Below are 24,894 nucleotides of genomic sequence, written 5' to 3'. Positions count from 1 at the left end.
CCTTGAGGTTGCTGGGGAGCTGCCTCTGAGAAGCGGAAGCAGGGGGCCAATGAGGGCAAGATGAGAGGCTAGGGAGCGACGACATAGCAATCTTGGGAGAGGCGCTCGTTGCCTCCCCACTTTGCCAGCTTGCTTCCGCCGCAGGCAGGTATGAAGACCGGGCTTGAGACCCGGTTTTTAGGTAAAACTCCCTGAGTAAAAGTTCTCAATAGAAACTACCAAAGTTACTGCAGGAGCTGGGATCCCAATTTGGGAAGCTTGCGAACCCTAAATGCCTGGGGACTTGCTGGGTGGGCTTTCTTCGGCTACTGCTTGCCTGCGTCGATCCCCGATGCCGCAATCACCACAGCATTCCGGTCGCTTGAAGTCGTCCCAATGGATGCAAGCCCGGCAGCCTTTCAGCATTTCCGGCCAGCGCTCCCGAATCAACAGTTGCCGCAGTTTGACTTCCCGTGACTCCTGAAAGGGGTGTTGGAATTGATCCATAGCTATTGGGTTTCCCAGCTCTCTTATCTGGTATAAAAGCAGATTTGAGTTTGGGATCGAGAAATATCAGTATAGCTTAAGGTTTGTGGTGGCCCAATCTTTTTTGCCAGTTTAAGACATTCGAGACAGACCAATCTGCTTTTATTCATCACCTTGGGAAAAGATCTACCAAAAAATGTAAACAGGTCATATAAAACTTAACTCATTTTTTCTCCGCTTAAAACAAAGGTGGGATCCAATGCCAGCAGCATTTGAGTCCGACCGCGGTGTTCCAGGCGGTTCACCGCCGATTGAATCACCTCCACATGATGAGCCCGCACAGCGGCCAGGCCGGCAGAAAGGCCGTAGAGCCCATCCAAAGAGTTGGTCGTCGCCACGACCCGCCCGTTGGGGCTGAGATGGCTCCAGCAGGCTTCCAAGATCTCGCGTAGGGGGTGGCCTCCCTCAATGCAGATGCGATCCGGTGCCGGAGAAAGGTGTTGCAGACAATCGGGGGCAGTACCTTGAATCACCTGCACGTTGGCGAGGCCAAATTTCCGGCAATTGCTCTCGATCAGGCTGACTACCTCGGCATCTCGCTCGATGGCAATCACGCGAGCTTTGGGGCATAGAACAGCCGCTTCAATGGCAATTGTGCCGGTTCCGGCGCCGATATCCCACAGGCAGTGGTTCTCTCCCAGGCGCAACTGGCTTAGCACCAACACGCGCACCTCACGAGGGCTCATCGGAATCCCTGGGATGCGTTCAAAGGCAGAGTCTGGGATCCCTGGGGTGCGGTAGGGCCAAGAGAAGGCGGCTGACATGGGTAAAGTACCGTTGCAGAGGAAGTTTGTCTATACATATCCCTCAGCATAGAGCGAATGCTCAACAGGCCATCTCCAACCTGATAGGGGTGCCGCTTCTCCCGCCCAATCATTGCCCAGATGGGCACCACAAACGCCCTCTGAGCTCAACGGAGTGGTTGGAGCAATTCCCAACCGGCAAAGCTGCAGTCCAAAACCAAAATGATCCTGCCCCCTTGAGGAATCGAGTTGGACACTAGGGAAGTTCTGGAGACAAGCGGGATCCCTTTTACCCAAGAGCTCATTTTGCGCCGGATGTAGCTGGTGCTGCCGGAAAAAGTTGTAGTTGGGGCAATGTTCAGTACAAGAGGATCTTAAGAACGTTTCCTTGAACTGGAGCCTATCAAACCATCCATCCAAAGAATAAGCTTTGCTCGCAGATACAGCCAAATCTCATCATTTGCCCGCAACAGGAATAGAACATATAGGCTCAATACGACGAAAACACACAGGTTCCCTAAAAAAGTGTAGGTTTGGATAATTTGATCGGTGCTCCAGCCAAAGTCGTAGTTTAGGCGGTTCATATCCCCCCTGGCATCTCCTTGGCCGCCCAACAAAGTTCCCCAGGGAACCTCGGCCAATCCCAGTCTGATGCTGTGCCATTCCCAAAAGCTTCTCCACAGGCTGCTGCTCGCGATCCCCAGCACGACAAATCGCAAAGAGTCCCATCGCCAACGATCTGGCAGGGGAAAATAAAAGCTGGCCATCAAAAAGGTGCTGAGATAAAACTCCCCTCCAACACCACCAAAGGTAATCAACAGATCCTGAGTGCGATTGGGCATCAGCCAGGTCATATAGAACTGGAATAGGGCAAGAAGAACGGCCAGCGCCTGTAGCCATCTCATCTGCTCCTGGCGGGCTGACCAGAAGAGTAGAATCAGTAAAAAGAGGATTCCAAAATACACAAAGGGATCCCTCTGGGAGCTAACGCTTGTCCAGCCGATGGGCAGAGGCAAAGCCCGATACCCGCTCCACCAGGCGATGGTGGCATGGCCGAGCTCGTGAATCCAAATGTGCCAAGGCAAATGCAGCAACCGCAATAAGCCGATGTTGTTCACCATCAGGGCCACCGCAAACGCAGCCGGGTAAGCCCAAGCGTTGACTGCCCAGTTATCGAAGGAAAACCGATCCCAACGCTGCCGGGATCCCAGCTTTAGGCTCTGCCGCCAGAGCAAACGTGAGCCGCGGAAAGCGCAAATTTCCACTTGCTCCAGCCGTGGGATCCGCAGTTGCTTCAAGATCAGAAACAGTTGGGCAGCGGCAACTTGGGGGGAGAGCGCAGGCTGGTACAGGGATCCCAGCAGGTGGACGTGCAGGGTCTCGTCGGCAAAGTCTACTCGGGCACACCAGCGACGCCGCAGCAGCTCCATCCGCACAACCTGCACAATCGACTGGGCGTGTCCAGCTCGGGCCAGGGTTAGGAGATCCGGTGGTTTGGGCATCCCAAGATACCTCGCCGGAGAACAAGCAGGAAGAAGAAGGGGCGAGCCTCTACCCATCATCCCCCAGCCCTGCAGGCAAGAGCGGAATTGCGCTCCTTCCCAGGCTGCTCCGAGGGCAGGTTGGTATAGTTGAGGGCAGCAGGTGTGGGGAGTGGATGGAAGGTCATGCCTGAATTCGGCAAGCCGAGGTCAAGGCGGATATGGGGGGCGATGCTGCTGTTGAGCTTGGCGGGAGCAGGACTGTTTCCCCCTCCCTCTGTCCAGGCCCAGACGACCACAATCCCAGGGTTATCTCGCATCGACCGCTGGCACTACGACCCTCAGCAGGGGCGGCTGGAAGTCAATACACAGGGAGAGGTGCGGCCTTTCCTGTTTGTTCTGCAAAACCCCCCCAGAGTGGTGCTGGATTTTCCCAACACCCGCTTCGGACGGGAGCCCCAGACCCAGACCTTTGCAGGCCGTGTCGCCTCTGTGCAGATTAGCCAGCTTACGGATACCATCACCCGTTTTGTGCTCTATCTGCAGCCGGATCAGCCCCTCAGCCTTAACCACCTGCAACTGCTCACCGCCGGCCCCTCCCGCTGGGCCGTTCAATTCACCCAGGCCGCTCCCCCTTCGCCGCTGTTTCCCCCCTCATCTGCCGGCTCATCAGCTCCCATCCCACTGCCCCAGAGCCAAGCTGTCGGATCCCCCCCACCCCTGCCTGTCTCCCGCTCCGGCCATCAAATTTTAGAGGTATCCCCGCAAGCAGAAGGCTTTTTCATCCGTACCCAAGGCAGCCCCTCCACCACGGTGCGGCGCATCCTCGATCCAGATCGGGTGGTGGTGGATTTTCTCAACACCACGCTCAGCCCTGCCCTCACCCAGCGAGTCTACATCGTCAACCGTCTGGGGGTTGCGCGGCTACGGATCGGGCAATTTGAGCCCACCATTGCTCGGGTGGTGCTGGATGTGGATTCCTCCGGTGGCGATTGGGAAGCCCGCTACGACCCACAGCGGGGTGGGATCTGGATCCAGCCTGCCGGGGGTGCTGCCCAGGCCAGCCTTCTACCCGAGGTCAGCTCTGCCAACAGCAGTGGGCCGCTGGCGACGTTGCAATCGGTTCAGCTCCAGGGCAACCAGTTGATCATCAGCGCCGATGGATTCATGTTCTACCGGGCCGGCTGGGATCCCGAGAGTGGCGGCTACCGCATCAATGTGGCGCCGGCGCGCCTGCCCCAGTCTATGCCGGATCCCGGCTTGCCGGTTGGAGGGCCGGTGGAGCGGATCCGCTTTGTCCAGGAAGATGCCCGCACGGTCAGCATTCTGGTGCAGCCCGCCGAGGAGTTCAATGTCTTCGAGCCCAACCCCGGCCAGGGATCCCGCCGCATTACCTTGGAGCTGCGACCTCTGAATGCTCCTCCACCAATACCTCAGCCGCAGACGCCCGGCCCTGCCTCCCCTTCCACCCCCCAATCTCTGAACCGGACGGTCATTGCCATCGACCCCGGCCACGGGGGACGGGATCCCGGTGCCATCGGGGTGGATGGGATCCAGGAGAAGGACATCGTGCTCTCCGTTGCCCACCAGGTACGACGACTGCTGCAGGAGCGGGGGTACGGGGTGGTGATGACCCGCACCGATGACCGGGAAGTGCTGCTGCAACCGCGGGTGGATATGGCCGTTCAGGCCAATGCTGCCCTGCTGGTGAGCATTCATGCCAACGCCCTGGATCGCTCCGGCATTCACGGCATCGAGACCTACTACCTGCGACCCGATAGCGCCGAGCTGGCCGCCATCTTACACCGCAGCTTGGTCAGGGCTACCGGCGCTGCTGACCGGGGGGTGAGACGGGCCCGCTTTTTTATGGTGCGGGAAACACCTGTGGGTATGCCCTCCGTGCTGCTGGAGTTGGGATACGTAACCAACCCAACCGAAGGGCGAAAATTGGCTACTGCCGAATATCAGGCTATTTTGGCGCGGGCCATTGCCGATGGCATTGAGACTTTCTTGCGCAGCCGCTAGCCGTTCGGCTGAGCTTGTTGGTGTTGATCACAACTGAATCCAGTTGATCTCACAGGGAAGGCGTCGCCGAGATCCTTGAAAGCAGGGTAGGATACAGCAGCTTAGGCCAAGGTGTTGAGGAGAATGGAGCATGCGGTGGGAGTGGGGATCGGATCCGGATCCCAGTTGGCCAATTGGGGTGTTTGACAGCGGCTTGGGCGGGCTGACGGTTTGGCGAGCTTTGCGCCGTCGGCTCCCCCACGAACGGCTCATCTACTTCGGCGACACGGCACGGGTACCCTATGGGGAACGCTCGCCAGAGGAGATCCTGGCCTTTGTGCGGCAAATTCTGACGTGGATGCAGGCGCAGCCGGTGAAGCTGGTGGTGATGGCCTGCAATACCAGCTCGGCCTTGGCCCTAGAACAGGTGCGGCAGGAGTTTGCCCTGCCCATTCTGGGGTTAATCCTGCCCGGCGCCCAGGCAGCACTGGCCCAGGGATCCCGCATTGGGGTGCTCGCCACGGTGGCCACGGTCAAGAGTCGCGCTTACTCAAAAGCCATTCAGGAGTACAGCGCTCTGGATCCCAAACGTTTTCCATACCCCGTTTACTGTTGGGAGCAGGCCTGCCCTGAGTTCGTCCCTCTCATTGAAGCCGGATGGCTGGATAGCCCTGCCCTGCGACAGGCGGCTGAACGCTACCTGCAACCGCTGTTGCAACAGGGGATCGATACTCTTGTCTATGGCTGTACTCACTACCCCCTGCTGGATCCAATCCTGAAGCCTTTGCTGCCGTCCTCGGTCAAACGGGTAGATCCAGGGATGGCGCTGGTGGGATCCCTGGCCCGCGAATTGAGTTTGTGGGACTTGCGTCGCCCCTTGACCGCTGCTTGGGGAGAACCCCACCGTTTCTACGTGAGCGGGGATCCAGAGCGGTTTGCCCAGTTGGCCGCCCCTTGGTTGGGCTTTCGGCCCCAGGTGGAGCGGGTGGAATTGCCGGCTTTCCTCCGTCCCTGAACGCCTCTCTTCTTGGGGAAAAGATTGGGGGCCCCTCAACGGGTCATCACCTGCAAGGGGAAGCGCTCCGCCAGCTCCCCCTCCACTTTGGGAAGCCATTCCTCTTGGAACACCCACACCTGCCCCTGCTGCACGCGGCCATCGGGGTTTTGCGTCAGCTCCAGCCAATACACGAATTGGTTTCCCCGCAGCACCACCCCTTGGATGGCAAGGGCCAAGGTATAGCCCGGACTGCTTGCCAGAGCTTCTGGGGACGGGTAGCGAATCACCTCCACCGCCTGATCCAGATCGGCGGCGATCTCCGGCCCATAAACGTCGCGAATGGCTTGAAAGAGGTCTTCTGCCGTCAGTCCTTGGGGGCGAAAGAACGTCATCCGCTCCGAGCGAATCGTCTCCCGATCCAGCGGGTTGATGATCCGTCCTGGCGGAGCCACCGAGGCCAAGAACGTAAAGCGGGATCCATCCGGCTCCACTCGGTTGATGTTCAGGGTTTCGCCCGGACGGGGCCGCAGCACAGGATTGTCCCTCACCCAGGCCGCCACCTGATCCGGAGATTGCCCAGGGATCCCCCAAGCTGCCAACTGAAGGCCCGTCGCCCAACAGGCCATTGCCAAACCGGTTCCTTGCACCCAACTACCCCAGAGAGCCCTTGTTTGCTTTACACCCAAGACCGGCCAGCGATCGCAACGCACGTTCCCATTCCTCCGGGCGAACAACACAAAACTGAAAGAGATCAATTGAGGTAAGAGATCAATTAGGCGGGCATGGGCAGAACCATCCTCGATGCAAGCGCCCAACAGTCTTGCCCTTCCCCACTGTATCTGAAGATGTCGGTGCGCCTGTTGCGCCTGAGCGCGAGCATCACGGCCAATAGCTGCAAGGATCCCTCGGCAAGATACGCAGATCCCCGGCGGCTTATCCGCCAAAACGTAAAAAGTATCTTAAGATCAACGGTAAGCAAATCTCATACGCACTAGGTCAGCACCTCAGGAGGTAACCGATGGCTCTCGTTGCAATGCGGACGCTGCTGGATCATGCCGCCGAACATGGCTACGGCATTCCTGCCTTCAACGTCAACAACATGGAGCAGATCCAAGCAATCATGCAGGCAGCCCATGAAACCAACAGCCCCGTTATCCTGCAAGCCTCTCGAGGGGCACGCAAGTATGCGGGCGAGAACTTTCTGCGGCACCTGATCCTGGCTGCAGTGGAGACCTACCCCCACATCCCCGTCGCCATGCACCAAGACCACGGCAACAGCCCGGCTACCTGCTATTCCGCCATCCGCAATGGCTTCACCAGCGTCATGATGGATGGATCCCTCAAGGAAGATGCCAAGACCCCGGCCAGCTACGAGTACAACGTGGCCGTTACCTCCGAGGTGGTGAAAGTGGCTCATGCAATCGGGGTGAGTGTGGAAGGGGAACTGGGCTGCCTGGGATCCCTGGAGACGGGCCGTGGGGAAGCGGAAGATGGCCACGGTGCGGAAGAGGCGCTCAGCCATGACCAACTCCTCACCGACCCCGACCAAGCGGTGGACTTTGTGGAGCGAACTCAGGTGGATGCGCTGGCCGTAGCCATTGGTACCAGCCACGGCGCCTACAAGTTCTCCCGTAAGCCCACCGGCGACATTCTGGACATGGAGCGCATCGCCGAGATCCACCGCCGCCTGCCCAACACTCACCTGGTGATGCACGGTTCCTCCTCCGTGCCCAAGGAGCTGATCGACATCATCAACGAATACGGCGGCTCCATTCCCGAGACCTACGGTGTGCCGCTGGAAGAAATTCAGCGGGGCATCCAAAATGGGGTGCGCAAAGTGAACATCGACACCGACAACCGCCTGGCCATCACGGCTGCCGTGCGTCGCGCCCTGGCCGAGAATCCGAAAGAGTTTGATCCCCGCCACTTCCTCAAGCCTTCCATCAAGGAAATGCAAAAAGTCTGTGCTGAGCGCTACATTGCCTTCGGCTGTGCTGGCCATGGCACCAAAGTTCCGGTGGTTACCTTGGATGAGATGGCGGCCAAGTATGCTTCTGGAGCTTTGGCGGCTCAGGTGAAGAAGACCGTTGCGGTCTAGTCCCCACATCCTGCAAGAACTCTGGAATGCTTGCCGGGGCGCTTCCAGGGTTTTCCTTGGAGATCAGCTAGGTCACTGGACTCAGATTGGACAAATAAGGGGATCCAGCTGGGATCCCCTTTTGCTTTGGAGGAACTTGATGCGTTTTGGGGGTCAGGCAGCTTTTGCCGCAGAACGTTTTTCCGTCTCAATTTGATGGTTCAGCAAGGCCAAGCTCAGGCGATCCAACATTTCCAGGTCGGCCTCAGAGTAACGCTGCCGAAAGAGCAGCTCGTTGATGAGGTTCTCTTGACTTAGGCTGAGAAAACTGCTGCGGAACACCTGCTCCACGATTTCTTGGATGCTGGAGGGCAGAGTAACAGAGTCAAGACTTGTATTCATGGCTGGTTCTGTTTGAGAGATGGTTTTTGAAGGGAGAAGACTATCTTTGCCAAGAGGTGAGGTAGCGCTGCTCGATGTCCTGCAGGGAAAGATGGGAAGCCCTGGGCCGCGGCTCATTCACGGAGGAGACATCGTTCTGCCACTTGAGGGATACTCCCAGCAGTGCTCCCAAAGAGAAGCTCTCGCTCAATAGGGCTGCTATGCGGTAAGTACGGTAGTCCAGGGTTAGATCTTCACTGACTTGCATCTGTGTTTCCTCCGTATTTCTAACGTTCATGCCCCTATCATAGCCTCGAGATCAGTGGAAGTACAGAGAAACATCGAGGATTTGCGTAGGCAATTTGTAGTTTCTTCTACGCGATTTGGCGGATATCGGTGGGATCCCAGGGGTCTTTGGGGCAGGTTCAGGGTTGAGTCAGGGATCCCAGCCCAGCAGAGCGGAGATTTCCGCAGCCAGGGTGGCCGCGTTGAAGGGTTTGCTGATGAAGCCATTGGCTCCAAGCTGAGCAAGAGAGGCATCCTGGGGATCCCGGACTTTGGCGGTTAGAAGGATCACGGGGATCCTTTGGGTTTCCGGCAAAGCTCGTAAATGGGCCAAGGTGGTGGGGCCATCCATCCCCGGCATCGTCACATCCAGCAGGATGGCCTCGGGTTGCTCTCGGATAGCGATTTGGATCCCTTCTGGGCCGGATCCCGCCGTTAAGATCTGCCAGCCGACCAAGTTTTCCAGGATCAGTTGGGTCATTTCCCAAATATCGGGTTCGTCGTCGATGATCAGCAGACGATGGGTCATGTTGTTTCAGCCAAGAGTTGGTGTACCCGTTCTTGGAGTTCTGTCGGACTGATGCGCCCTTTGACGTAGATTTCGGTAACTTGAGATTGCCAGCGGATACGCTCTGGGTGCTCCACATCGCGGGCCGTGTAGATCAAGACGGGAATGGGCTTGGCGGGAGGATTCCTGTTCAGCCAATCCAGCAGGGCAAACCCCTCGTCGCCAACCAGTTCCAAATCCAGAATGATGAGATCCGGTCGTGAGGCTTGGCAGTGACTGATGGCACCGGGAACCGAAGCAACCACCACAAACTCTGTATTCTCTCGCTCCAGCAACAGGCTGAGAACATAAGCAAGACTGGGATCATCCTCAACGATCAACACCTGCTGCGACATCGTTTGCTCCTGGGCAGAGCTGGGAAACCAACAATCTGCGCAAGCCTTGAAAGGCTTTTGCCCAGGGTAGCGAGGGAGAAGGGTAAAACTGGGGAAAGTTAGTCGGTGTTTTCGTTGCTCACAAAGGCCGACCCATTGGCCTGGGGTTCGGGCGATTCCAGCGCGTATTTGAGCGCATGCCAGGCCAGGTTGGCGCATTTGATGCGCACTGGAAATTGGGCTACCCCTTTCATGGCGTTCAAAGCCCGTTGCTCCCGCGGGAACTCTTCGCCACCGCGCATCATGGCTTGGAAGCGCTCCACCAACTGCAGAGCTTCGGGGATGGTGCGCCCCCGCACCGCATCCGCCATGAGATCGGCAGAAGCCAGGGCAATGGCACAGCCTGCCCCCTCGAATTTGATATCGACAATCCGCTCCTGGCTGGGATCCAGTTGCAAGGTGAGGTCGATGGTGTCGCCGCAGGAGGGGTTGTGGCCGCGCTGGTGGCGGTGGACGGGATCCACTCTGCCGAAGTTGTGGGGCTTTTTGTATCGCTCCAGAATGACTTGCTGATAGAGTCCGCGCAGGTTATCGAGAGGCATTGTTGCTCCTGGTTGGTCGCTGCTCTGGCCGGTCGGCAAAGGTCGGTAAAACGAATCAAGAGTTTTGGGCGGGCTGAAGGGTAGTGCAGTCACTCCAAAAATTAAGTTTGAAACATGCTCTCTGGCGCTCTGCGTCAACCCTCGCTACTGCTTGCCCTACAAGGAGAGAGGGGAGTTAGAGCACTGCTTCGCTGCGATTTGGAATGTTGTGCCCCCTTGCTGCTGGGAACAGCCATAACCTAGACATTCAGAATTTCTGGGAAGCAAGCCCAACTCGACCCATCCGGTCTTGATCTTAACCCCGTTCTTGGCAGGGTTGGGTCAGTAGAAAAACTCCTGCCAGCGCACGGGCTTGAGTTTACACATGTACAGCCAATCAAAAAAGTTCTTCAGCACCGTGGCTGCATAGCCGCGCCAGACCAGCCCGCCTTTCTCAGCAACAGCAACGCGGTTCCCCACCGTTACACAAACAAAAACCGTGGCCTGCGGTCGGTAGGGGATCAGAGGTTGGCCGCGGATAAGCCGCAGTAGGTTTTGGGCTGCAATCGGCCCCTGGCGCACCGCGTACACGCCGATCTTGGGCAAGAGGCGGGATCCCCAAACAAAGTCGGCGCAGTCCCCCACCGCCAAGATGTGCTCTGAGCCTTGCACCCGCAGGTATTTGTCCACGAGCAGGGCTCCCGTCGGCCCTGTTGGCAAGCCGCAGGTGCTCAACCAGCTCGGCACCTGGAAGCCACCTGCCCACAGGCGGGTCTGAGCTATCAACTCGGTGCCATCCGAGAGCCACACGTGCTCCGGCCCAAAGGCTTTCACCTGACATCCGGCCCAGATTTCCACCCCCAGATGGCGGATTTCCCTTTCCACCGCCCGGCGGAAGGGTTCCGAGAAGCCCTCGACCAGATGGGCCTGGCGATGGATCAAGATCAGCCGGGCTTGAGCCAAGGGGATCCCTGTTTCTGCGCTCATTTCCCGGCAAAGATCGTAGAGTTCCCCCATCAGCTCTGTGCCGGTACAGCCTCCTCCCGCTACCACAAAGGTCAGCAGGCCCGGCGTCCGATCCCCCTGGGCTGCCCGTTGCCAGCACTGCCGGATCCAGGTTTGGGCGGCCACCAATTGTTCTGCCGGTCGAATGGTAAAGGCATGTTGGATCCCATCGATGGGGCGCAACTCCCGGCCCACATTCACCAACAGATAGTCGTAGGCAAGAGTTTGGATCCCGGCTTCACTCTCCAGGGTCAGGGTTCGGGCTTCGGGTTGGATGTGGGTGACTCGCCCCGGCAAAAACTGGGCGCCGTTGGCTTGAATATGCTCCAGCAAAGGGATCCGCACCAGCTCCAGAGAAAACCGACCACTCAGCAGCCGCGTGGACATGCCTGAATTGACACTGTAGGGATAGGGGTTGATGGCGATCACCCGTGCCTGCCCTTTGAGCGCCCGCAAGGCGTCGATGGCTCCATAGCCACATCCGGCCAAGATCACAGTGGGCAGGGATCCCCTCATGGCTGGAGCGGGAACCGCTGGGGATCCCCGGCCGCCCATTCCAGGATGGAACCGGAATAGCTTTTGGCCTGCCGGCCCACGTGGGTTAAAACCACCGTGACCCAAGCGGAGCGAACCCCAGCTGTGCAGTAGGCAATGATCTCGGCTTCCGGAGGGATCCCGGCTTTTTGCAGGCGGGCGTGAATTTCATCGGGCGGCAATAGGGATCCCGCCGCATCCATCAGCTCCTTGTAGTAGAGATGCACAGCGCCGGGGATGTGTCCACCGCGCGCCTCACCATAGGGGGTGGCTCCCTTGTATTCTTGGGCTTCGCGACTGTCGAGGATGGCCACACGGTCGGAGCCAAGGCTGGCCCGCAGAGTGTCCCGGTCGATCTCCCACCGGTCGGTTCGCCGCACTACAAAGTCGCCCCGTTGCGGTTCGTCGGCGCTTTGTCGGGTTGTGGTCAGCACTCCCTCCTTCACCAGGGCCGGATAGCCCCCGTCCACCATGACTGCCTGGGGATGACCCAAGCTGCGCAACATCCAAACCATTCGTCCATCTTCTCCCCAGCCCCGCAGCGGATCGGCCACCACCACCACCGGACGCTCCCGAAACACGCCAATGCCTTGCAGCTTTTCGGTGAGAAGGGCATCATCTGCCAACAGCTTGCCGCTGTTTGCAGCCTCTGGTTGAGCAAACTCTGTCCAATTCACCGGAATTGAACCCTTGAGGATCCCGTCGGCTTGCAATTCCGCACCGCGTGCATCCAGAAGCGTTGCCCCTTGTTGGATGAGCTGGCTGGCGGCTGCAGGGCTGACTACCCAACCTGGCGTTGGTGTCATGGGTTGAGCTTGGATTGAAAGAACCTCAACCGCAAGATCCTATCCCACCTCTACAGGGGGAGTAGGTCGGTATGCGCTTCTTCCGTTTGCTTGGAGAGAAGCCGTTGCAGCCTCCCTCTGGCTTCGGAGAAGTTGGGAGCGATTTCCAAAGCCGAGCGAAAGTGTTCAATGGCCTGATCCAGCTTGCCTTGGCGGGCAAAGACGGATCCCAGACGATAGTGAGCTGCTCCATAGCTGCCATTGCTGCGAATGGCCCGTCGATAGCTGATCTCCGCTGAGGTCAAATCCCCCTTAATGCGCGACGCCTCTCCCATGCCAAAGTGAGCTTCGGGCAGATCTGGGTCTCCTTTCAAAGCCTGTTCAAACTGCTGTATAGCCTGCTGCAACTGTTGAGGCTGGATGAACTTGCGCCCAGAGGCATCCCGTTGTTTGGGGCCCAGGTAGGCTAGTCCAATGGCGGCCATCGCTTCGTGCAGATCGGGGGCCAGCTCCAAAGCCCGTCGGTAGTTCTTCACAGCTTCGCTGTATTGCTCTTGGCCTGCCAACACCAGGCCCAAACCGTAGTAGGCGCGAGCCTGCTGTCTTTTGAACTGACCATTGAAGACCACCTGGCTGAACTCTTGGCTGGCTTGAGCCAGATGACCTGCATGCACCATTGCCAAACCCAGATCCACCCGCACACCGGCTGCCAACTCAGGAGCGAGATCCAGGTTGAGAGCAGTTCGGAAGGCTGCGATTGCCGCTTTTAGCTGTCCTTTGCGCATCAGCGCTTGTCCCATCACAGCGTGGGCCAGGCCCAGGCGATCATTCAACTCCAAAGCAGCCCAGCAGGAGTCGATGGCCTCGTCCCATTGCCCCAGCTTGAGGCGAACTTGAGCAATGCAGAGATGAGCCTCGCTGAAGTGGGGATCCAGCTCCAGGGCCTTTTGTTGCTGGGCCAAAGCTTGTGCCCAGTTGCCCTTCTCTGCCCAGGCTTGGCCGAGCAGGCTGAAGATCTCGGCTTGAGCGGATCCCTGGGTGAGGGGCAGCGCTTCGGGCAAATGGATCAAGACTTCATCCGGCTGATGCTGGGCCAACCACTGCCGCGCCAGGGCCTTCAGGGTTTCCACCAGGTGGGTGTTGATGCCGCTCCAGTTCGGGTTCAGGCGTTTGGCCTGTTGGTAGTGGCTCAATGCCTCCTGCAGTCGGTTGGTTTTCGCCAACAGATGGGCCAGTTCAATGTGGGCCTCTACGTGATCTGGCTGTCGCCGCACAGCCTCCTGAAACCGCTCCACTGCCTCAGGAATTGGATTGGCCTGTAAAAAGGACAGCCCTTCTGTAAAGGGATCCTGGGATCCCTCTTCTCGCTCAAGGGTGTCATCGACACGCCGACCTTTCCACCCCAGCCAGCCCCCCCCTGCGGCCAAGATCAACAGCGGGATCCCCAGCCCCAGCGATCTGGCTCGGGCAGGAACATCGGCTTGCCCAAAAGAGCGCACCACCAACCCAGCCCCCAGTAGGAGAGACAAAGCCAGAGCTCCCCCCAAGAAGGGCCTTAGAGCAGGCCTGTGCAACCATTGATCAAGTGTCGGAAAGTTGGCCAGAACGTCGATAGGAGAACTGGGGCGAGCAGTTGTAGGCAGAGGGGTCGGGATCCCGTCTTGGGAAGGGGCATGGCCAACCGAGGCCTGGCTTGGAGCCGCTTCTGGCCAGCGCTCTTTCTGAATTTTGGGAACCGGTGCCCCCAGAGTTTTAACTTTGCGAAAATCGGAGTTGTGGTCGGGATCCACAACAGGTTTTTGGGCCTCCAGCACCTTGATCTCAGAAATCTTGGTGCCCGGTAATACAATCTGCGTGGCATCGGCACTGCTTTCCCCAGAGGACAAGTAGAAGACTTTTTTCCACTGCGGCTGTGTTTCCCCCTGAAGCCGACCGTACACCACCAGTTGGCTAACTCCCTGCACAGGCAAGCCCCCCAATTGGCTGGCAACTCGATGCAACACCATAGAGCGGCTAAACATCCCCTGCCGTGGGAGATCCACCATGAGGTAAAGGACATCTTGCTTCAGGGCCGAACGGGTTGGCAGGGGGGCCAGGGCCTTCTGCAGAGCCTTGATCAGGGTTTCCACGCTGCGAGCGGCAGATGAGTCAGCCATAAGGTTAGAGCTCATAAAGTTAAAGGGTGAAAAAGTAGTCTTGCAACAACTCCAATTCAAAAGGGCTCCACTTCTCTCGGCAAAAACGAGTACCCCCTCGCCAGAAGTCCAGGCCTCTGACCTCATCTTGCTGCCTCATTGTGCTCAATCTGCCAGAGTCCGTCAATATACTGAAAGAGCCTGTTACAAACGGGGCTGCCGGCCCATTCTGGGACGGAAGAGGTGGGTGTGGTCAGGGCTGTAGAGCCGCGAGCGGGCAGATCTGGAGCTTGACAAGCCTTTCAAGGCAGGGCTGACGAGATAGAGCACTGTGCGTTCTAAGCCGGCTTGCCGGGTGAGGGCGGCCATCTCGGCCAGGGATCCCAGCCAGATCTGTTCGTCCGGCCAACCCAAGCGATAACAAACGGCAACCGGGGTATCGGCGGGGTAGTGAGCCAGCAGATCTGCCTGCGCTTGTTCTACGTGGCGGGCGCTCAGATATAGACACAAAGAGGCGCGGTGGGCTGCCAGACTGGCCAGGGCTTCTGCTTCCGGTACCTGGGTGCGACCGCTGGCGCGGGTGAGGATAATCGTCTGTACCAACTTGGGTATGGTCAACTCCACCTGCAAACGGGCGGCTGCCAATTGAAAGGCGCTTACTCCCGGCACGATCTCAAAAGGGATCCCTGCCTCCGCCAGCCGGATCAGCAGCTCGTGCAGAGCGCCGTAAAGGCAGGGATCCCCATCCTGCAGCCGCACCACCCGCCGCCCTGCCTTGACCCGTTCCACAATTTGCGGCAGCAGCGTTTCCAGCGTGAAGGAGCGGGTGTCAATGGCCTCAACCCCAGGGCGACAATGGGCCAGCACTCCCTCTGGCACCAAAGAACCTGTGTAGAACACTACATCGGCTTCCGCCAGCAGTCTTTGCCCCCGCAGGGTAATCAGCTCCGGATCCCCGGGGCCAGCCCCGACAATGTAGACAGGCCACGACGTCGGTTCGCGCATTTGCTTGCTTCCTACCCCTTCAAGGGCCTCTTTGAAGATCCCTTTTCCAAAGTCTTTTCAAACTGGATTCCAAGGGAACTTATCTGGAGGCTCAAGCATGCAAGATCACGACAGGCACTCGCATCCCATCTTAAGGTACGTTCGGAAAGACTATTATCCCTACGTTGTTTTACCCCAGCCGATTGCTCTCCTCTTGAGGGGGCCAGATCTCCCACCTTGCCCGCCGGAGCCGGAGCCGCCACAGATGCCGGAGCGCCCAACGGAACCTGAACTACCTCGAATGCCGGAACGCCCTGTTAGGCCAAATCTACCCGAGCTACCCCAGCCTTTGATGGGCAAGCTGCAATCGGCATGGGCAACTGGTGCTGGTGCATAGAGCAGTCTAGTGTCCGGTGCTATACCCCTGATATCGCAATGCAGGTATCTAGAGATGGAAAAAGATCACTCGTTTTACTCATTGACATTGAAATTGATGAGCCATGGTTTCTTGAAGGTAATCTGTGTAGGCCAGCCCATACTGTGAATGATCCTAAGCAAAGTAAGCGTGATGCTTATCTAGCGGATAGAGGCTGGGTTGTAGTTCGGTTCTCAGAACGGCAAGTTTATGAAGAAAGTGAAAAGTGCATTAATCTCATCTTTTGCTTGGTTTCAGGTGTCTTGGGTGCATTAGATTCTAAACAGCCAGACTTATCATTTTCATTTCCAACGGACCACAAGAGATGGGGTGATCAAAGTGCTCTTAGTGAACCTAGATTTCCTCCTTCCTACTTTTAATTCCCAAGGTTGAGACTGGCCCTACCGGGATTGAATTGAGCTAACGCGCTGGTCCGAGACGCTGCTGCAGGATTTGTGCGGCCAGCAACACATCCAGGGGGGTGGTTAGCTTCAGATTGGATTCCTCCCCTTCGACGATGTAGACTGGCCAACCCAGCTTCTCGAATAGGGCTGCATCATCGGTTACCTGCCAACCCTGGGCCAGAGCCTCCCGATGGGCTTGCCATAGCATCGACAGGCGAAACCCCTGCGGCGTTTGCGCTGCCCACAGCCGGCTGCGTTCTGGGGTTGACTGAATTTGGATCCCTTTTGGGCCTGCCTCAGCGACTTTAATCGTGTCCTTGACAGGGATCCCCGCGATGAGACCATCCACCTGCTGCAGAGCGGCACTGCAGCGATCGAACAACTCAGGGGTAGCCAGGCAGCGGGCCCCATCGTGAATCAGCACCCGTTCCACCGTCCCCCACCCATAGAGATACTCAACCCCCTTGCAAACCGACTCCTGCCGCGTCGCCCCCCCTTGTAAAAGCTGCACCGGCGTGGACAGATCCATTGCCGCCAGGATCTGCTCGATGGCCGGCCAATCGCCGGGTTGGGAGAGAATGCCGATCCACTCGATGGAGCTGGCTCGATCCGCAGCCTGCAACGTCCAAGCCAAAATCGGCTGACCCAAGAGCGGCAGCAACAGCTTATTGACCGCAGCTCCCATTCGCTTGCCGCTGCCAGCCGCCGGGATCAGAAGGTGCATGGGATCCAAAAGCGCATCCAACCGGATCCCAGTGTACTGCTCAACTCAACCTTCCAACTCTCCCGAAGCAGTGACAAAGTCAGGGTAGGCAATGTTGCCGTGCTCGCCAATATCCAAGCCGGCCAACTCTTCTTCTGCCGAGACGCGCAGACCGATGGTGCCCTTCAAAATCAAAAACAAAGCCAGACAACAGATAAAAGACCATCCTCCCAGGGCAATAACCCCCAGAATCTGTACCGGCAACACCGCCCAAGTCACCCCCGCTTCCGCATGGGCAAACCACGGGATCCCTGCAGCAATGACCCCCCAAGCGCCGCACACCCCATGTACCGACACCGCCCCCACCGGGTCATCCACCTTCAAGGTGCCCTCGATAAACAGCACCGACAACACCACCAACACCCCGGCCACCGAGCCGATAAGGATTGCCCCCAAAGGATGAACAGTGTTGCAAGGAGCAGTAATGCCCACCAGCCCCGCCAGTGTCCCATTCGCTGCAAACGTCATGTCCGGCTTGGTAAAAATGGCCCAGGAAGTACAGAGAGCGCCGATGGCTCCTGCCGCCCCGGCCAAATAGGTATTGAAAGCAATCCAGCCAATATCAGGAATCGCTGCCGTTGTAGAGCCGGCATTAAAGCCAATCCAGCCCAGCCACAGGATCAACGCCCCCAACATGCCCAAGGGTAAGCTATGCCCGGGAATAGCCCGCGGCTCCCCATTGGGACCATACTTGCCCAAGCGCGGCCCCAACACCAAAGTTCCCGCAAAAGCTGCAGCCCCACCCACCAAGTGCACCACCCCCGACCCGGCAAAGTCAATGTAGCCCAGGTTTTCCAGCCAGCCGGCTGTACCACCGTTGTAGTCGGCAAACAGGCCATTCCAGGCCCAGCCCCCGGAAATCGGGTAGATCGCCCCAGAGATGACGATGGAGTAAATCAAATAAGCCAAAAAGCGGGTGCGTTCCGCCATTGCCCCGGAGACAATGGTGGCAGCGGTGGCGGCAAACACCAGTTGGAAACAGAAGAACGTGAAAGGCCAAGCATCGTTTTGACTGCCGGCTTCAGCTCCCTGTTGCCAGTTGAAAAAAAACCAGTTGGTGCCCAAAAAACCGGCCACATGGGATCCGAACATCAGCCCAAACCCCAAAAACCAAAAAGCACAGGCCCCGAAGCAGAAGTCCATCAGGTTCTTCAGGACAATGTTGGTAGCATTTTTAGCCCGCGTGAAGCCCGCCTCCACCATGGCAAAGCCCGCCTGCATGAAAAACACCAGCGCCCCGGCCACCGTTGTCCAGACGATGTCGGCATGGTATTGCTGAGTTTTCAGTAAGGTTTGTAGCTCAGCCCAAGCCTCGGGTGGGAGAGCCTGTTCCAGAGCCGTGAGATCCGTCTGGGCCAGAGCAGGCGGGGCAACCAAACTTCCCAACCCCAGCAAAGCTCCAACCCCCAGCAGGACTTTCCCCCCTGTCCTCAAACCCAAAAGGATCCCCTGCCGAAGACGAGAGAAAACAGTCTCACCTATCTGACTTTTCATCTCGATTCCAAGTCCATTCCAAGTCCCACACCTCGATTTTGAGCTATTTCTCCCCTCCTACCCGTAACCACCTACACCAATGCCACCAAATACATCAGCAAGCCATAAAAGAGAGGGCCAGCCCTGACCCCCTCTCTTGATTTTCAGTCCCGTGTCGCTCAGATCCGACAGCCTCCCGTCGAACCGAGCGCAACAGCTCAAGCTCCCTCCACCTCGGTGGCAGCAATGACAAAGTCAGGGTAGGCTATGTTGCCGTGCTCGCCCACATCCAAACCGGCAATCTCTTCCTCGGCGCTGACGCGCAAGCCAACAGTTACCTTGAGGATTAAAAACAGGATTAGACAGGTGATGAAGGGCCAGAGGAAGAGAGCGAGAGCGCCTACCACCTGCACGCCGAACTGTGCCCAGGTAACCTCTGAATTGGCGTGGGCAAACCAAGGGATCCCTGCTGCCAACACCCCCCAGATACCACAGGTGCCATGCACGGAAACCGCGCCCACCGGGTCATCAATTTTCAGCGCCGTATCCAAAATCACCGCGGAGAGCACCACGAGGATTCCGGCCACCAAGCCAATGATCAAGGCCCCCAGCGGATGAACTGTATTGCAAGGGGCAGTGATCCCCACCAAGCCGGCCAGGACACCGTTGGCGGCAAAGGTCATATCCGGCTTGCCAAAATGAACCCAAGAGGTGAACATCGCCCCAATTGCTCCAGCCGAAGCTGCCAGCAGCGTATTCATGGCAATCCAGCCAATATCGACAGAGGCTGCAGTGGTGGAACCGGCATTAAACCCAATCCAGCCAAAGGCGAGGATAAACACCCCCAACATCCCCAGCGGCAGGTTGTGGCCGGGAATAGCCCGCGGTTCTCCATTAGGGCCGTACTTGCCAATGCGAGGGCCGAGCACAATGGCGCCTGCCAAGGCCGCAGCGCCCCCTACCAAATGCACCACCCCCGACCCGGCGTAGTCGATGTAGCCCAGATTTTCCAGCCAGCCGGCTGTGCCGCCGTTGTAGTCGCCGAACAGCCCGTTCCAGGCCCAACCCCCAGAGATGGGGTAGATTAGCCCAGAAATAACGATGGAGTAGATCAAGTAGGCCAAGAACTTGGTGCGCTCCGCCATGGCTCCAGAAACAATGGTGGCGGCAGTGGCGGCAAACACCAGCTGAAAGACAAAGAAGGTAAAAGGCCAATCCCCTGCTTCGTGGGCTTGCTGCCAGTTGAAAGCAAACCAACTGGTTCCGAAGAAGCCATCACTTTTGCCGAACATGAGGCCAAACCCGATGAACCAGAAGGCGCAACAGCCCATGCAGAAGTCCATCAAGTTCTTCATCATGATGTTGGCGGCATTCTTAGCGCGGGTAAAGCCCGTCTCTACCATGGCGAACCCCGCCTGCATGAAGAACACCAAGGCTGCTGCCACGATCGTCCAAACAATGTCAGCGTGTTTCTGAACTGCCTCGGCCTCTTGAGCAAAGGCAGTTCCCTGGCCGAATAGAAAGACCAGCGCAGCCATTAGAGCAGCAGTCAGACTCCACCTGGCCGGTCGCCAGAGCCACTGGGGCACCTGGCTCTTGAGCTTTTGGATCATTGTTGTACTCATGCTTTTCGACTCACCTAAAGGGACAGTACTTCTCAAAAGACATTACCCGGAAAGTGGGGCAAGAACACCTCATCAACCTCATCAGAGATACAGCAAAAGAGACATGCAGCAAACCCCCACAAGGCTCAGGACGGGTAGCCCAAACCCCAAAGATCCCTCCTTACAGGGCATCTTGGTTGAGTTCGCCAGTGCGGATGCGGATGGTTTTTTCGACGGGGCTGATGAAAATCTTGCCGTCCCCAATTTCGCCGGTGCGAGCCGCTGCAATCAGCTTCTCCACCACCGTATCCACCAGGTCATCTTCGACCACGATCTCCACTTTCAGCTTTTGTAGGAACTCTACCGTGTACTCGGATCCCCGGTAACGCTCGGTTTGTCCCTTTTGCCGGCCAAAACCCCGTACTTCACTTACGGTCATGCCGACAATCCCGGCATTGACCAAAGCAATTTTGACCTCATCCAACTTGAATGGCCGGATTACGGCCTCGATTTTTTTCATTTGCCTCCTGCACCCCGGACAATTCCGCTAATTTCTAACACTACTGACACCTGCAAATTGTAAAAACAGATACATTTTTATCTCCTACTGAAGATGCTTACCACTCTGGATTTGCTCCCGTCAAGACCGGAAGGCCAAGCTTAAGCTACCTTAACGGGAGGAAGTCCCCACTGGCGTCTCACCAGCATCTGTAAGCGGCTGAGGGCTGAGAGAGGCCAAGCTGGCTGTAATAAGCGCTACCGCAAGCCACCACAGCATTTGTACCTGGGGACGATACCAGATGGTATCCACCAAGCCGTGGACCATCATGCCGGTGCAAGCGGCCAAGCCCGCTGCCACCCACAGACCCTGGGGATCCCGCAAGTTGAGCAAAGTTTTCCAGCATCTCCAGCCGTGATCCCAGAGCACCAAGAGGAACCAGGCGAAAGTTAAAGATCCGATGAAGCCAGTCTCCACGGTGAGCTGCAGAGGCACCGAATAGGCTCCGAGGGCGCTGAAGTTGCCTCGTTGGTAAAGGGGGTAGACGCGGTTAAAGGCGACATTGCCGGGGCCGATCCCCAAGATGGGAAAGTCGCGGATCATGTCCAAGACCGCCGCCCAGACGTTGATCCGAAAGTTGTTGCTGGTGTCTAGCCGCCCCCAAAAAAGGCTCTGCACCCGCAGCCGCAGAGGGCGTACCGTCAGGATTCCGAGCAACAAAGCGGCCCCCCCTCCACTCAACAGAACCGGCAAGGCCCAACGCCGCCAACGAGCCGGCAAATCGATAGAGTGCCACTGCGCCAACAACACGGCCATCAGGGTCAGCATAGCCAGCCCCCCAATCCAGGCACCGCGACTGTAGGTGAGCAACAGGCAAATCAGGTTCACCGCCGTCGTAAACCCGGCCAGGAGTTTCGCTCCCCAACTGGGCCAAATCCAAGTGGCGGCCAGCCCCAGGGGAATGACCGGGATCAAGTAGCCCCCGTACAGATTTGGGTTGCGCAGATAGCTGTACACCCGCGTCAGACCTGCCAAGCCCGACTCCGGATCCACCCAGGTGGCCAGTTCTGCTGCCCCATAAAAGTATTGCCGCAGGCCATGGATCCCCATCACCAAGCTGACCAAAAGCAGGGATCCCACAATCCCATCTCGGAATTGGGGTTTGCGCAGCAGACGATGCAACAACAGATAGCCGGCTAGATAAAGAGTCAGCTTCAGCCAGCCATCCCGCGCTGCGTAGGGAACCGGAGAGAGAATCGTCGCCAAGGTGGCAATTCCCCAGAAAAGGACCAGGGGCAGATGCAGCGGCAGCCCAATCGGCGTTTCCACCAAAGTGCCCAGGCCCACCAGAGCGGCCATAGCCAGCAAAATCAGGCCCAGGATGCCGGTGGAGCTTTGCGCAGAGAAAACCCAGTAAAGCAGTACCAGCCCCAGGCCGATGCGGTCGGAAGTCTGCACCAATACGCTGCTTTTCCCCCAACTCTGCAGGGATCCCAACAGGCGGCCCAAAAGGCTCCCCTGCTGCCAAGCCTTGATGGGAAAGTCGCGCAGCAGAAAACCCTGCCACAGTTGCGTTGCTCGTTCCATAATCCTCTGGGGCGTGTTGGGCCCAAATCCCCACACCTCAAGTCATCCTACTGGTTTCACCAGCGGGACAAAGCTTTAGTCTATATCCCCAGAGGCAAAGAGACAATGAAGAAGAGCGCAACTTCTTATCGCGCCAGCCGGACAAAGTCCTCGTTAACAAAAATAAAGAATCGGCTAACTCACAAGACTCTACAAGACGAAAAGCATCGAAGAATTGTCAAAGAAGAATTGTCAAAGTTGAGTTTTCGGTCTTAAGAACAAATCGCTATAGAATGCAAAGAAAGAGTAACGAGAAAAACCACAAGAAAGATCTGTCCCAATTTCTAAGTAAGTGTTGGATCGCCGCAGTCAAAAATCCTCCTGAATTACCACAGATTAATTCTCGAAAGACTCTTCAGGCAACATAGGCTAAAGCTTGACCTTGGGATCCTCTTTTGCCCTGATTGCTGAGACTCGAAGAGATCTGATTGCCTAGGGAGGATAGACTTTTTGACTCAGATTGACCTTCCTTCGCTTTGGTTTTGTTTTGGGAATTGAGGTTGGAATAGTGAATCTGAACACGAGTGGGGCGGCCCAGCCCTAGGGCAGATCCCATGCAACGGGCTAAGATTTGCACCTTAAACTCAAACTCGCCAATGCCATCCATAATCTTTAACCCTGCAGTCTCTGCTCCTAATTCAACTGTAGGAGAAGGTCTACGAAACCTCTTCAGTAGGAATACAGAACTTTTTGAGCTGCGGAGACTTCTGGATTATGAAGTTTGTGTAAAGATGCCTTTGTTCTCCCCAGATGAGGGGGAGTGCTTGACCTATTCTTAAATAACTTGAGTCAAGCTAGGGGCGAGACTGGCTCCCTCCACCAAGCTGAGCAGGGATCCCGGCCAAACCGCTTAGACAAGGGGAACTGACCTACGCAAAATGGAGGAAGTAGGGGAAAAGCATCTCGTAAATCACTCGGTCGAAGCGTGCCCGTTTACCTGTACTGGGGGGATGATACCTATCGCCTGATGCAGGCGGTACAGCAGTTGCGGGATCAAGTGCTGGATCCCCACTGGGCAGCTTTTAACTACGATCGCCTGCCGCCGGAATCCACGATTGCCGGGCTCAACCAAGCCATGACCCCGCCGCTGGGATCCAACGCCCGCTTGGTTTGGCTGGAAGAGACAACACTCACCCAACATTGCCCGGAAGATCTGTGGGAAGAAGTGGAGCGAACCTTGGCCCAGTTACCCCCTACCACCCATCTGCTCTTGACCACCAGCAGCAAACCGGATGGGCGCCTGAAATCCACCAAAATCCTCAAAAAAACGGCCATTGTCCGCGAGTTTTCGCAACTGGCCCCTTGGGATGAGGAGGGCATTCTCCAGCAGGTGCAGCGGGAAGCTGAACAACGGGATCTGGCCCTCAGCCCGGCAGCCGCCCAGAAATTGGCCGAGGCGGTGGGCAATGACTCCCGTCGCTTGGCGATGGAATTGGAAAAGCTGGCCCTGTTTACGGCAGGTCAACAGGATCCCATTTCTCCTGAACAAGTCGAGGCGTTAGTTCCCGCCAGCGCCTACAACAGCTTTCAATTGGCGGGATCCCTGCGCAAAGGGAATCTGGAACAAGCCCTACGCATCTTGACCCATCTGCTGGATCACAACGAGCCGGCCCTGAGGATTCTGGCGGTGTTGGTAGGCCAATTTCGCACCTGGCTATGGGTGCGGCTGCTGCTGGATCAGGGAGAACGGGATCCCAAAGTCATCGCCCAGAAAGCAGAAATCGGGAATCCCAACCGGGTTTACTTTCTGCAAAAAGAGGTGGGATCCCTCGAAAGCTCAGCTCTGCTAAGGGTGATGCAGCAACTTTTGCAACTGGAATACCAGCTCAAGCAAGGTCAGCCAGAGCGAGAGGTGTTTCAAGAGGCGCTGATCCAGATTGTGGCCTTTCTCCAGAAAGGCTCATCTTCCCGCAGCCGCTCTCAGACCTCAGCCGCCGCTCTTCTTGGGGAGAGGGGAACCATTGGCCCAGCGAGCCGCTCCACTGCCACTTGAGGTAACCATGGGGCAGAGCTGAAATGGCTCTACGGGTTGCTGCCAAAATGGCTTCGAGACAACCTCAGAGCAAATAGAGCAAGATAAACAACACGATCCAAACCCCATCCACAAAGTGCCAGTAGATCTCGGCAGCTTCGACGCCAAAATGATGTTGGGCGCTGTAGTGGCCGGGTTTAAAGGAGCGCCAGAGCACTGCCAGAATAAACAGCAACCCTGCCATCACGTGGAGACCATGAAACCCCGTTAAAACATAGAAGGTGCTGGCAAACAAATTGGTGGTGAGGCCAAACTCCAGGTTGCTGTACTCATAGAGTTGCCCTGCCAGGAAAACCGCCCCCATCAGCGCTGTGAGGGCAAACCACAGCCGCAGACCCCTGACATCATCGGCCTTGATGGCCGACCCAGCTTTGTGAATGACGAAGCTGCTGGAGAGCAAGATCACCGTGTTGATCCCAGGCAAAAGCAATTCCCGCTCTGGGGTTCCCTCCGGCGGCCACACCGGGGCGGTGAGGCTATAGGCCAGGTAGGCCATGAACAGCCCTAGGAAAAGACAGCCTTCTGCCACCAAAAACATCAAGATGCCAAAGACGCGATGATCTGGGTGCTCAGCATGGGCAGTGTGGGCCCTTGAGTGGCCAACCATCAGCGTTTCAGAGGCAAGGGATCCTTGCATATTCCTTTCCACCTAAATTCCTGAATTCCTGAGACTTCTTGA

General features: G+C 57.3%; 24 protein-coding genes. 5 read left to right on the top strand and 19 right to left on the bottom strand.

Features of this window, described 5'->3' with window-relative positions; genetic code table 11:
- Positions 1 to 267: 267 nt before the first annotated feature.
- The 3 genes from NW816_RS11125 to NW816_RS11115 all read right to left on the bottom strand — a co-directional run bounded on the left by NW816_RS11125 (position 268) and on the right by NW816_RS11115 (position 2,770).
- Entirely contained in the window at positions 268 to 486 is a 219-nt protein-coding gene (locus NW816_RS11125) for a hypothetical protein (RefSeq protein ID WP_011432028.1), read from the bottom strand.
- 197 nt (positions 487 to 683) lie between these two features.
- The gene (cbiT, locus tag NW816_RS11120) at positions 684 to 1,289 is read right to left on the bottom strand and encodes a precorrin-6Y C5,15-methyltransferase subunit CbiT (protein ID WP_414409196.1); all 606 of its coding nucleotides are present in this window, start codon (positions 1,287 to 1,289) and stop codon (positions 684 to 686) included.
- A 353-nt stretch (positions 1,290 to 1,642) separates the two neighbouring features.
- Positions 1,643 to 2,770: a hypothetical protein gene (locus tag NW816_RS11115; RefSeq protein ID WP_414409195.1), complete on the bottom strand. Its 1,128-nt coding sequence runs from the start codon at positions 2,768 to 2,770 to the stop codon at positions 1,643 to 1,645.
- 210 nt (positions 2,771 to 2,980) lie between these two features.
- Between NW816_RS11115 and NW816_RS11110 the strand changes: the two genes are divergently transcribed.
- Positions 2,981 to 4,774, top strand: coding sequence for an N-acetylmuramoyl-L-alanine amidase (locus NW816_RS11110; protein WP_414409194.1), 1,794 nt, complete (start codon positions 2,981 to 2,983; stop codon positions 4,772 to 4,774).
- 130 nt (positions 4,775 to 4,904) lie between these two features.
- Positions 4,905 to 5,768, top strand: a complete 864-nt coding sequence (gene murI, locus NW816_RS11105; protein WP_414409193.1) for a glutamate racemase — start codon at positions 4,905 to 4,907, stop codon at positions 5,766 to 5,768.
- A 35-nt stretch (positions 5,769 to 5,803) separates the two neighbouring features.
- Here the strand turns inward: murI and NW816_RS11100 are convergent, their stop codons facing one another.
- Positions 5,804 to 6,397, bottom strand: coding sequence for a hypothetical protein (locus tag NW816_RS11100; RefSeq protein WP_414409192.1), 594 nt, complete (start codon positions 6,395 to 6,397; stop codon positions 5,804 to 5,806).
- Positions 6,398 to 6,768: 371 nt separating this feature from the next.
- On the opposite strand from NW816_RS11100, the gene fba reads away from it, so the two are divergent.
- Positions 6,769 to 7,848 carry a class II fructose-bisphosphate aldolase gene (fba, locus tag NW816_RS11095; RefSeq protein WP_011432022.1) on the top strand — a complete coding sequence of 360 codons (1,080 nt, stop codon included), beginning with the start codon at positions 6,769 to 6,771 and terminating at the stop codon, positions 7,846 to 7,848.
- A gap of 153 nt (positions 7,849 to 8,001) precedes the next feature.
- Here the strand turns inward: fba and NW816_RS11090 are convergent, their stop codons facing one another.
- From NW816_RS11090 to cobM, 9 genes are all read right to left on the bottom strand, one after another.
- Entirely contained in the window at positions 8,002 to 8,229 is a 228-nt protein-coding gene (locus tag NW816_RS11090) for a hypothetical protein (protein ID WP_414409191.1), read from the bottom strand.
- 40 nt (positions 8,230 to 8,269) lie between these two features.
- The gene (locus NW816_RS11085) at positions 8,270 to 8,476 is read right to left on the bottom strand and encodes a hypothetical protein (RefSeq protein ID WP_011432020.1); all 207 of its coding nucleotides are present in this window, start codon (positions 8,474 to 8,476) and stop codon (positions 8,270 to 8,272) included.
- 168 nt (positions 8,477 to 8,644) lie between these two features.
- Positions 8,645 to 9,022, bottom strand: a complete 378-nt coding sequence (locus NW816_RS11080) for a response regulator (protein ID WP_414409190.1) — start codon at positions 9,020 to 9,022, stop codon at positions 8,645 to 8,647.
- Positions 9,019 to 9,396: a response regulator gene (locus NW816_RS11075; protein WP_414357168.1), complete on the bottom strand. Its 378-nt coding sequence runs from the start codon at positions 9,394 to 9,396 to the stop codon at positions 9,019 to 9,021. The genes NW816_RS11080 and NW816_RS11075 overlap by 4 nt, the downstream gene beginning before the upstream one ends.
- A gap of 98 nt (positions 9,397 to 9,494) precedes the next feature.
- Complete coding sequence (gene sufU / locus NW816_RS11070) at positions 9,495 to 9,977, bottom strand: Fe-S cluster assembly sulfur transfer protein SufU (RefSeq protein WP_011434254.1); 483 nt, start codon at positions 9,975 to 9,977, stop codon at positions 9,495 to 9,497.
- A gap of 321 nt (positions 9,978 to 10,298) precedes the next feature.
- Complete coding sequence (locus tag NW816_RS11065) at positions 10,299 to 11,477, bottom strand: NAD(P)/FAD-dependent oxidoreductase (RefSeq protein ID WP_414409189.1); 1,179 nt, start codon at positions 11,475 to 11,477, stop codon at positions 10,299 to 10,301.
- A complete protein-coding gene (locus tag NW816_RS11060) occupies positions 11,474 to 12,301 on the bottom strand; it encodes a sulfurtransferase (protein WP_414409188.1) in 828 nt (275 codons plus the stop codon). The genes NW816_RS11065 and NW816_RS11060 overlap by 4 nt, the downstream gene beginning before the upstream one ends.
- Before the next feature lie 50 nt (positions 12,302 to 12,351).
- Positions 12,352 to 14,436 carry a tetratricopeptide repeat protein gene (locus NW816_RS11055; RefSeq protein ID WP_414409187.1) on the bottom strand — a complete coding sequence of 695 codons (2,085 nt, stop codon included), beginning with the start codon at positions 14,434 to 14,436 and terminating at the stop codon, positions 12,352 to 12,354.
- 183 nt (positions 14,437 to 14,619) lie between these two features.
- On the bottom strand, positions 14,620 to 15,420 hold the full coding sequence (gene cobM / locus NW816_RS11050) for a precorrin-4 C(11)-methyltransferase (RefSeq protein WP_011434250.1): 801 nt from the start codon (positions 15,418 to 15,420) through the stop codon (positions 14,620 to 14,622).
- A 351-nt stretch (positions 15,421 to 15,771) separates the two neighbouring features.
- On the opposite strand from cobM, the gene NW816_RS11045 reads away from it, so the two are divergent.
- Positions 15,772 to 16,194 (top strand): DUF559 domain-containing protein, encoded by a 423-nt coding sequence (locus NW816_RS11045; protein ID WP_414390508.1) that lies wholly within the window; start codon positions 15,772 to 15,774, stop codon positions 16,192 to 16,194.
- A gap of 40 nt (positions 16,195 to 16,234) precedes the next feature.
- Here NW816_RS11045 and ispD read toward each other — a convergent pair whose 3' ends face one another.
- The 5 genes from ispD to NW816_RS11020 form a co-directional block, all read right to left on the bottom strand.
- A complete protein-coding gene (gene ispD / locus NW816_RS11040) occupies positions 16,235 to 16,942 on the bottom strand; it encodes a 2-C-methyl-D-erythritol 4-phosphate cytidylyltransferase (protein ID WP_414409198.1) in 708 nt (235 codons plus the stop codon).
- A gap of 45 nt (positions 16,943 to 16,987) precedes the next feature.
- Positions 16,988 to 18,358, bottom strand: coding sequence for an ammonium transporter (locus NW816_RS11035; RefSeq protein WP_240527655.1), 1,371 nt, complete (start codon positions 18,356 to 18,358; stop codon positions 16,988 to 16,990).
- A 314-nt stretch (positions 18,359 to 18,672) separates the two neighbouring features.
- Positions 18,673 to 20,079 (bottom strand): ammonium transporter, encoded by a 1,407-nt coding sequence (locus NW816_RS11030; protein ID WP_414409186.1) that lies wholly within the window; start codon positions 20,077 to 20,079, stop codon positions 18,673 to 18,675.
- A 160-nt stretch (positions 20,080 to 20,239) separates the two neighbouring features.
- A complete protein-coding gene (locus NW816_RS11025; protein ID WP_011430352.1) occupies positions 20,240 to 20,578 on the bottom strand; it encodes a P-II family nitrogen regulator in 339 nt (112 codons plus the stop codon).
- Positions 20,579 to 20,728: 150 nt separating this feature from the next.
- A complete protein-coding gene (locus NW816_RS11020; RefSeq protein ID WP_414409185.1) occupies positions 20,729 to 22,144 on the bottom strand; it encodes an IctB family putative bicarbonate transporter in 1,416 nt (471 codons plus the stop codon).
- A gap of 964 nt (positions 22,145 to 23,108) precedes the next feature.
- Here NW816_RS11020 and holA point away from each other — a divergent pair.
- Positions 23,109 to 24,176, top strand: a complete 1,068-nt coding sequence (holA, locus tag NW816_RS11015) for a DNA polymerase III subunit delta (RefSeq protein WP_414409184.1) — start codon at positions 23,109 to 23,111, stop codon at positions 24,174 to 24,176.
- Between the two features lie 64 nt (positions 24,177 to 24,240).
- Here the strand turns inward: holA and NW816_RS11010 are convergent, their stop codons facing one another.
- Positions 24,241 to 24,852, bottom strand: a complete 612-nt coding sequence (locus NW816_RS11010; protein ID WP_011434242.1) for a heme-copper oxidase subunit III — start codon at positions 24,850 to 24,852, stop codon at positions 24,241 to 24,243.
- Positions 24,853 to 24,894: the final 42 nt, after the last annotated feature.

Source organism: Synechococcus sp. W55.1 (genome assembly GCF_047461655.1).
Lineage (GTDB): Bacteria > Cyanobacteriota > Cyanobacteriia > Thermostichales > Thermostichaceae > Thermostichus.
Note: the sequence above shows the minus strand (reverse complement) of the source record. Positions and strands in the feature narration are given on the sequence as shown.

Excerpts from the sequence above, each read along its gene's own strand:
- NW816_RS11030 (WP_414409186.1), bottom strand. The coding sequence starts at position 20,079 with ATGAGTACAACAATGATCCAAAAGCTCAAGAGCCAGGTGCCCCAGTGG.
- NW816_RS11065 (WP_414409189.1), bottom strand. The coding sequence starts at position 11,477 with ATGAGGGGATCCCTGCCCACTGTGATCTTGGCCGGATGTGGCTATGGA.
- NW816_RS11060 (WP_414409188.1), bottom strand. The coding sequence starts at position 12,301 with ATGACACCAACGCCAGGTTGGGTAGTCAGCCCTGCAGCCGCCAGCCAG.
- NW816_RS11045 (WP_414390508.1), top strand. The coding sequence starts at position 15,772 with ATGGGCAACTGGTGCTGGTGCATAGAGCAGTCTAGTGTCCGGTGCTAT.
- NW816_RS11055 (WP_414409187.1), bottom strand. The coding sequence starts at position 14,436 with ATGGCTGACTCATCTGCCGCTCGCAGCGTGGAAACCCTGATCAAGGCT.
- NW816_RS11085 (WP_011432020.1), bottom strand. The coding sequence starts at position 8,476 with ATGCAAGTCAGTGAAGATCTAACCCTGGACTACCGTACTTACCGCATA.
- NW816_RS11115 (WP_414409195.1), bottom strand. The coding sequence starts at position 2,770 with ATGCCCAAACCACCGGATCTCCTAACCCTGGCCCGAGCTGGACACGCC.
- NW816_RS11025 (WP_011430352.1), bottom strand. The coding sequence starts at position 20,578 with ATGAAAAAAATCGAGGCCGTAATCCGGCCATTCAAGTTGGATGAGGTC.
- NW816_RS11075 (WP_414357168.1), bottom strand. The coding sequence starts at position 9,396 with ATGTCGCAGCAGGTGTTGATCGTTGAGGATGATCCCAGTCTTGCTTAT.
- NW816_RS11010 (WP_011434242.1), bottom strand. The coding sequence starts at position 24,852 with ATGCAAGGATCCCTTGCCTCTGAAACGCTGATGGTTGGCCACTCAAGG.
- fba (WP_011432022.1), top strand. The coding sequence starts at position 6,769 with ATGGCTCTCGTTGCAATGCGGACGCTGCTGGATCATGCCGCCGAACAT.
- sufU (WP_011434254.1), bottom strand. The coding sequence starts at position 9,977 with ATGCCTCTCGATAACCTGCGCGGACTCTATCAGCAAGTCATTCTGGAG.
- cbiT (WP_414409196.1), bottom strand. The coding sequence starts at position 1,289 with ATGTCAGCCGCCTTCTCTTGGCCCTACCGCACCCCAGGGATCCCAGAC.
- cobM (WP_011434250.1), bottom strand. The coding sequence starts at position 15,420 with ATGCGCGAACCGACGTCGTGGCCTGTCTACATTGTCGGGGCTGGCCCC.
- NW816_RS11020 (WP_414409185.1), bottom strand. The coding sequence starts at position 22,144 with ATGGAACGAGCAACGCAACTGTGGCAGGGTTTTCTGCTGCGCGACTTT.
- NW816_RS11090 (WP_414409191.1), bottom strand. The coding sequence starts at position 8,229 with ATGAATACAAGTCTTGACTCTGTTACTCTGCCCTCCAGCATCCAAGAA.
- ispD (WP_414409198.1), bottom strand. The coding sequence starts at position 16,942 with ATGCACCTTCTGATCCCGGCGGCTGGCAGCGGCAAGCGAATGGGAGCT.
- NW816_RS11125 (WP_011432028.1), bottom strand. The coding sequence starts at position 486 with ATGGATCAATTCCAACACCCCTTTCAGGAGTCACGGGAAGTCAAACTG.
- murI (WP_414409193.1), top strand. The coding sequence starts at position 4,905 with ATGCGGTGGGAGTGGGGATCGGATCCGGATCCCAGTTGGCCAATTGGG.
- NW816_RS11110 (WP_414409194.1), top strand. The coding sequence starts at position 2,981 with ATGCTGCTGTTGAGCTTGGCGGGAGCAGGACTGTTTCCCCCTCCCTCT.
- NW816_RS11080 (WP_414409190.1), bottom strand. The coding sequence starts at position 9,022 with ATGACCCATCGTCTGCTGATCATCGACGACGAACCCGATATTTGGGAA.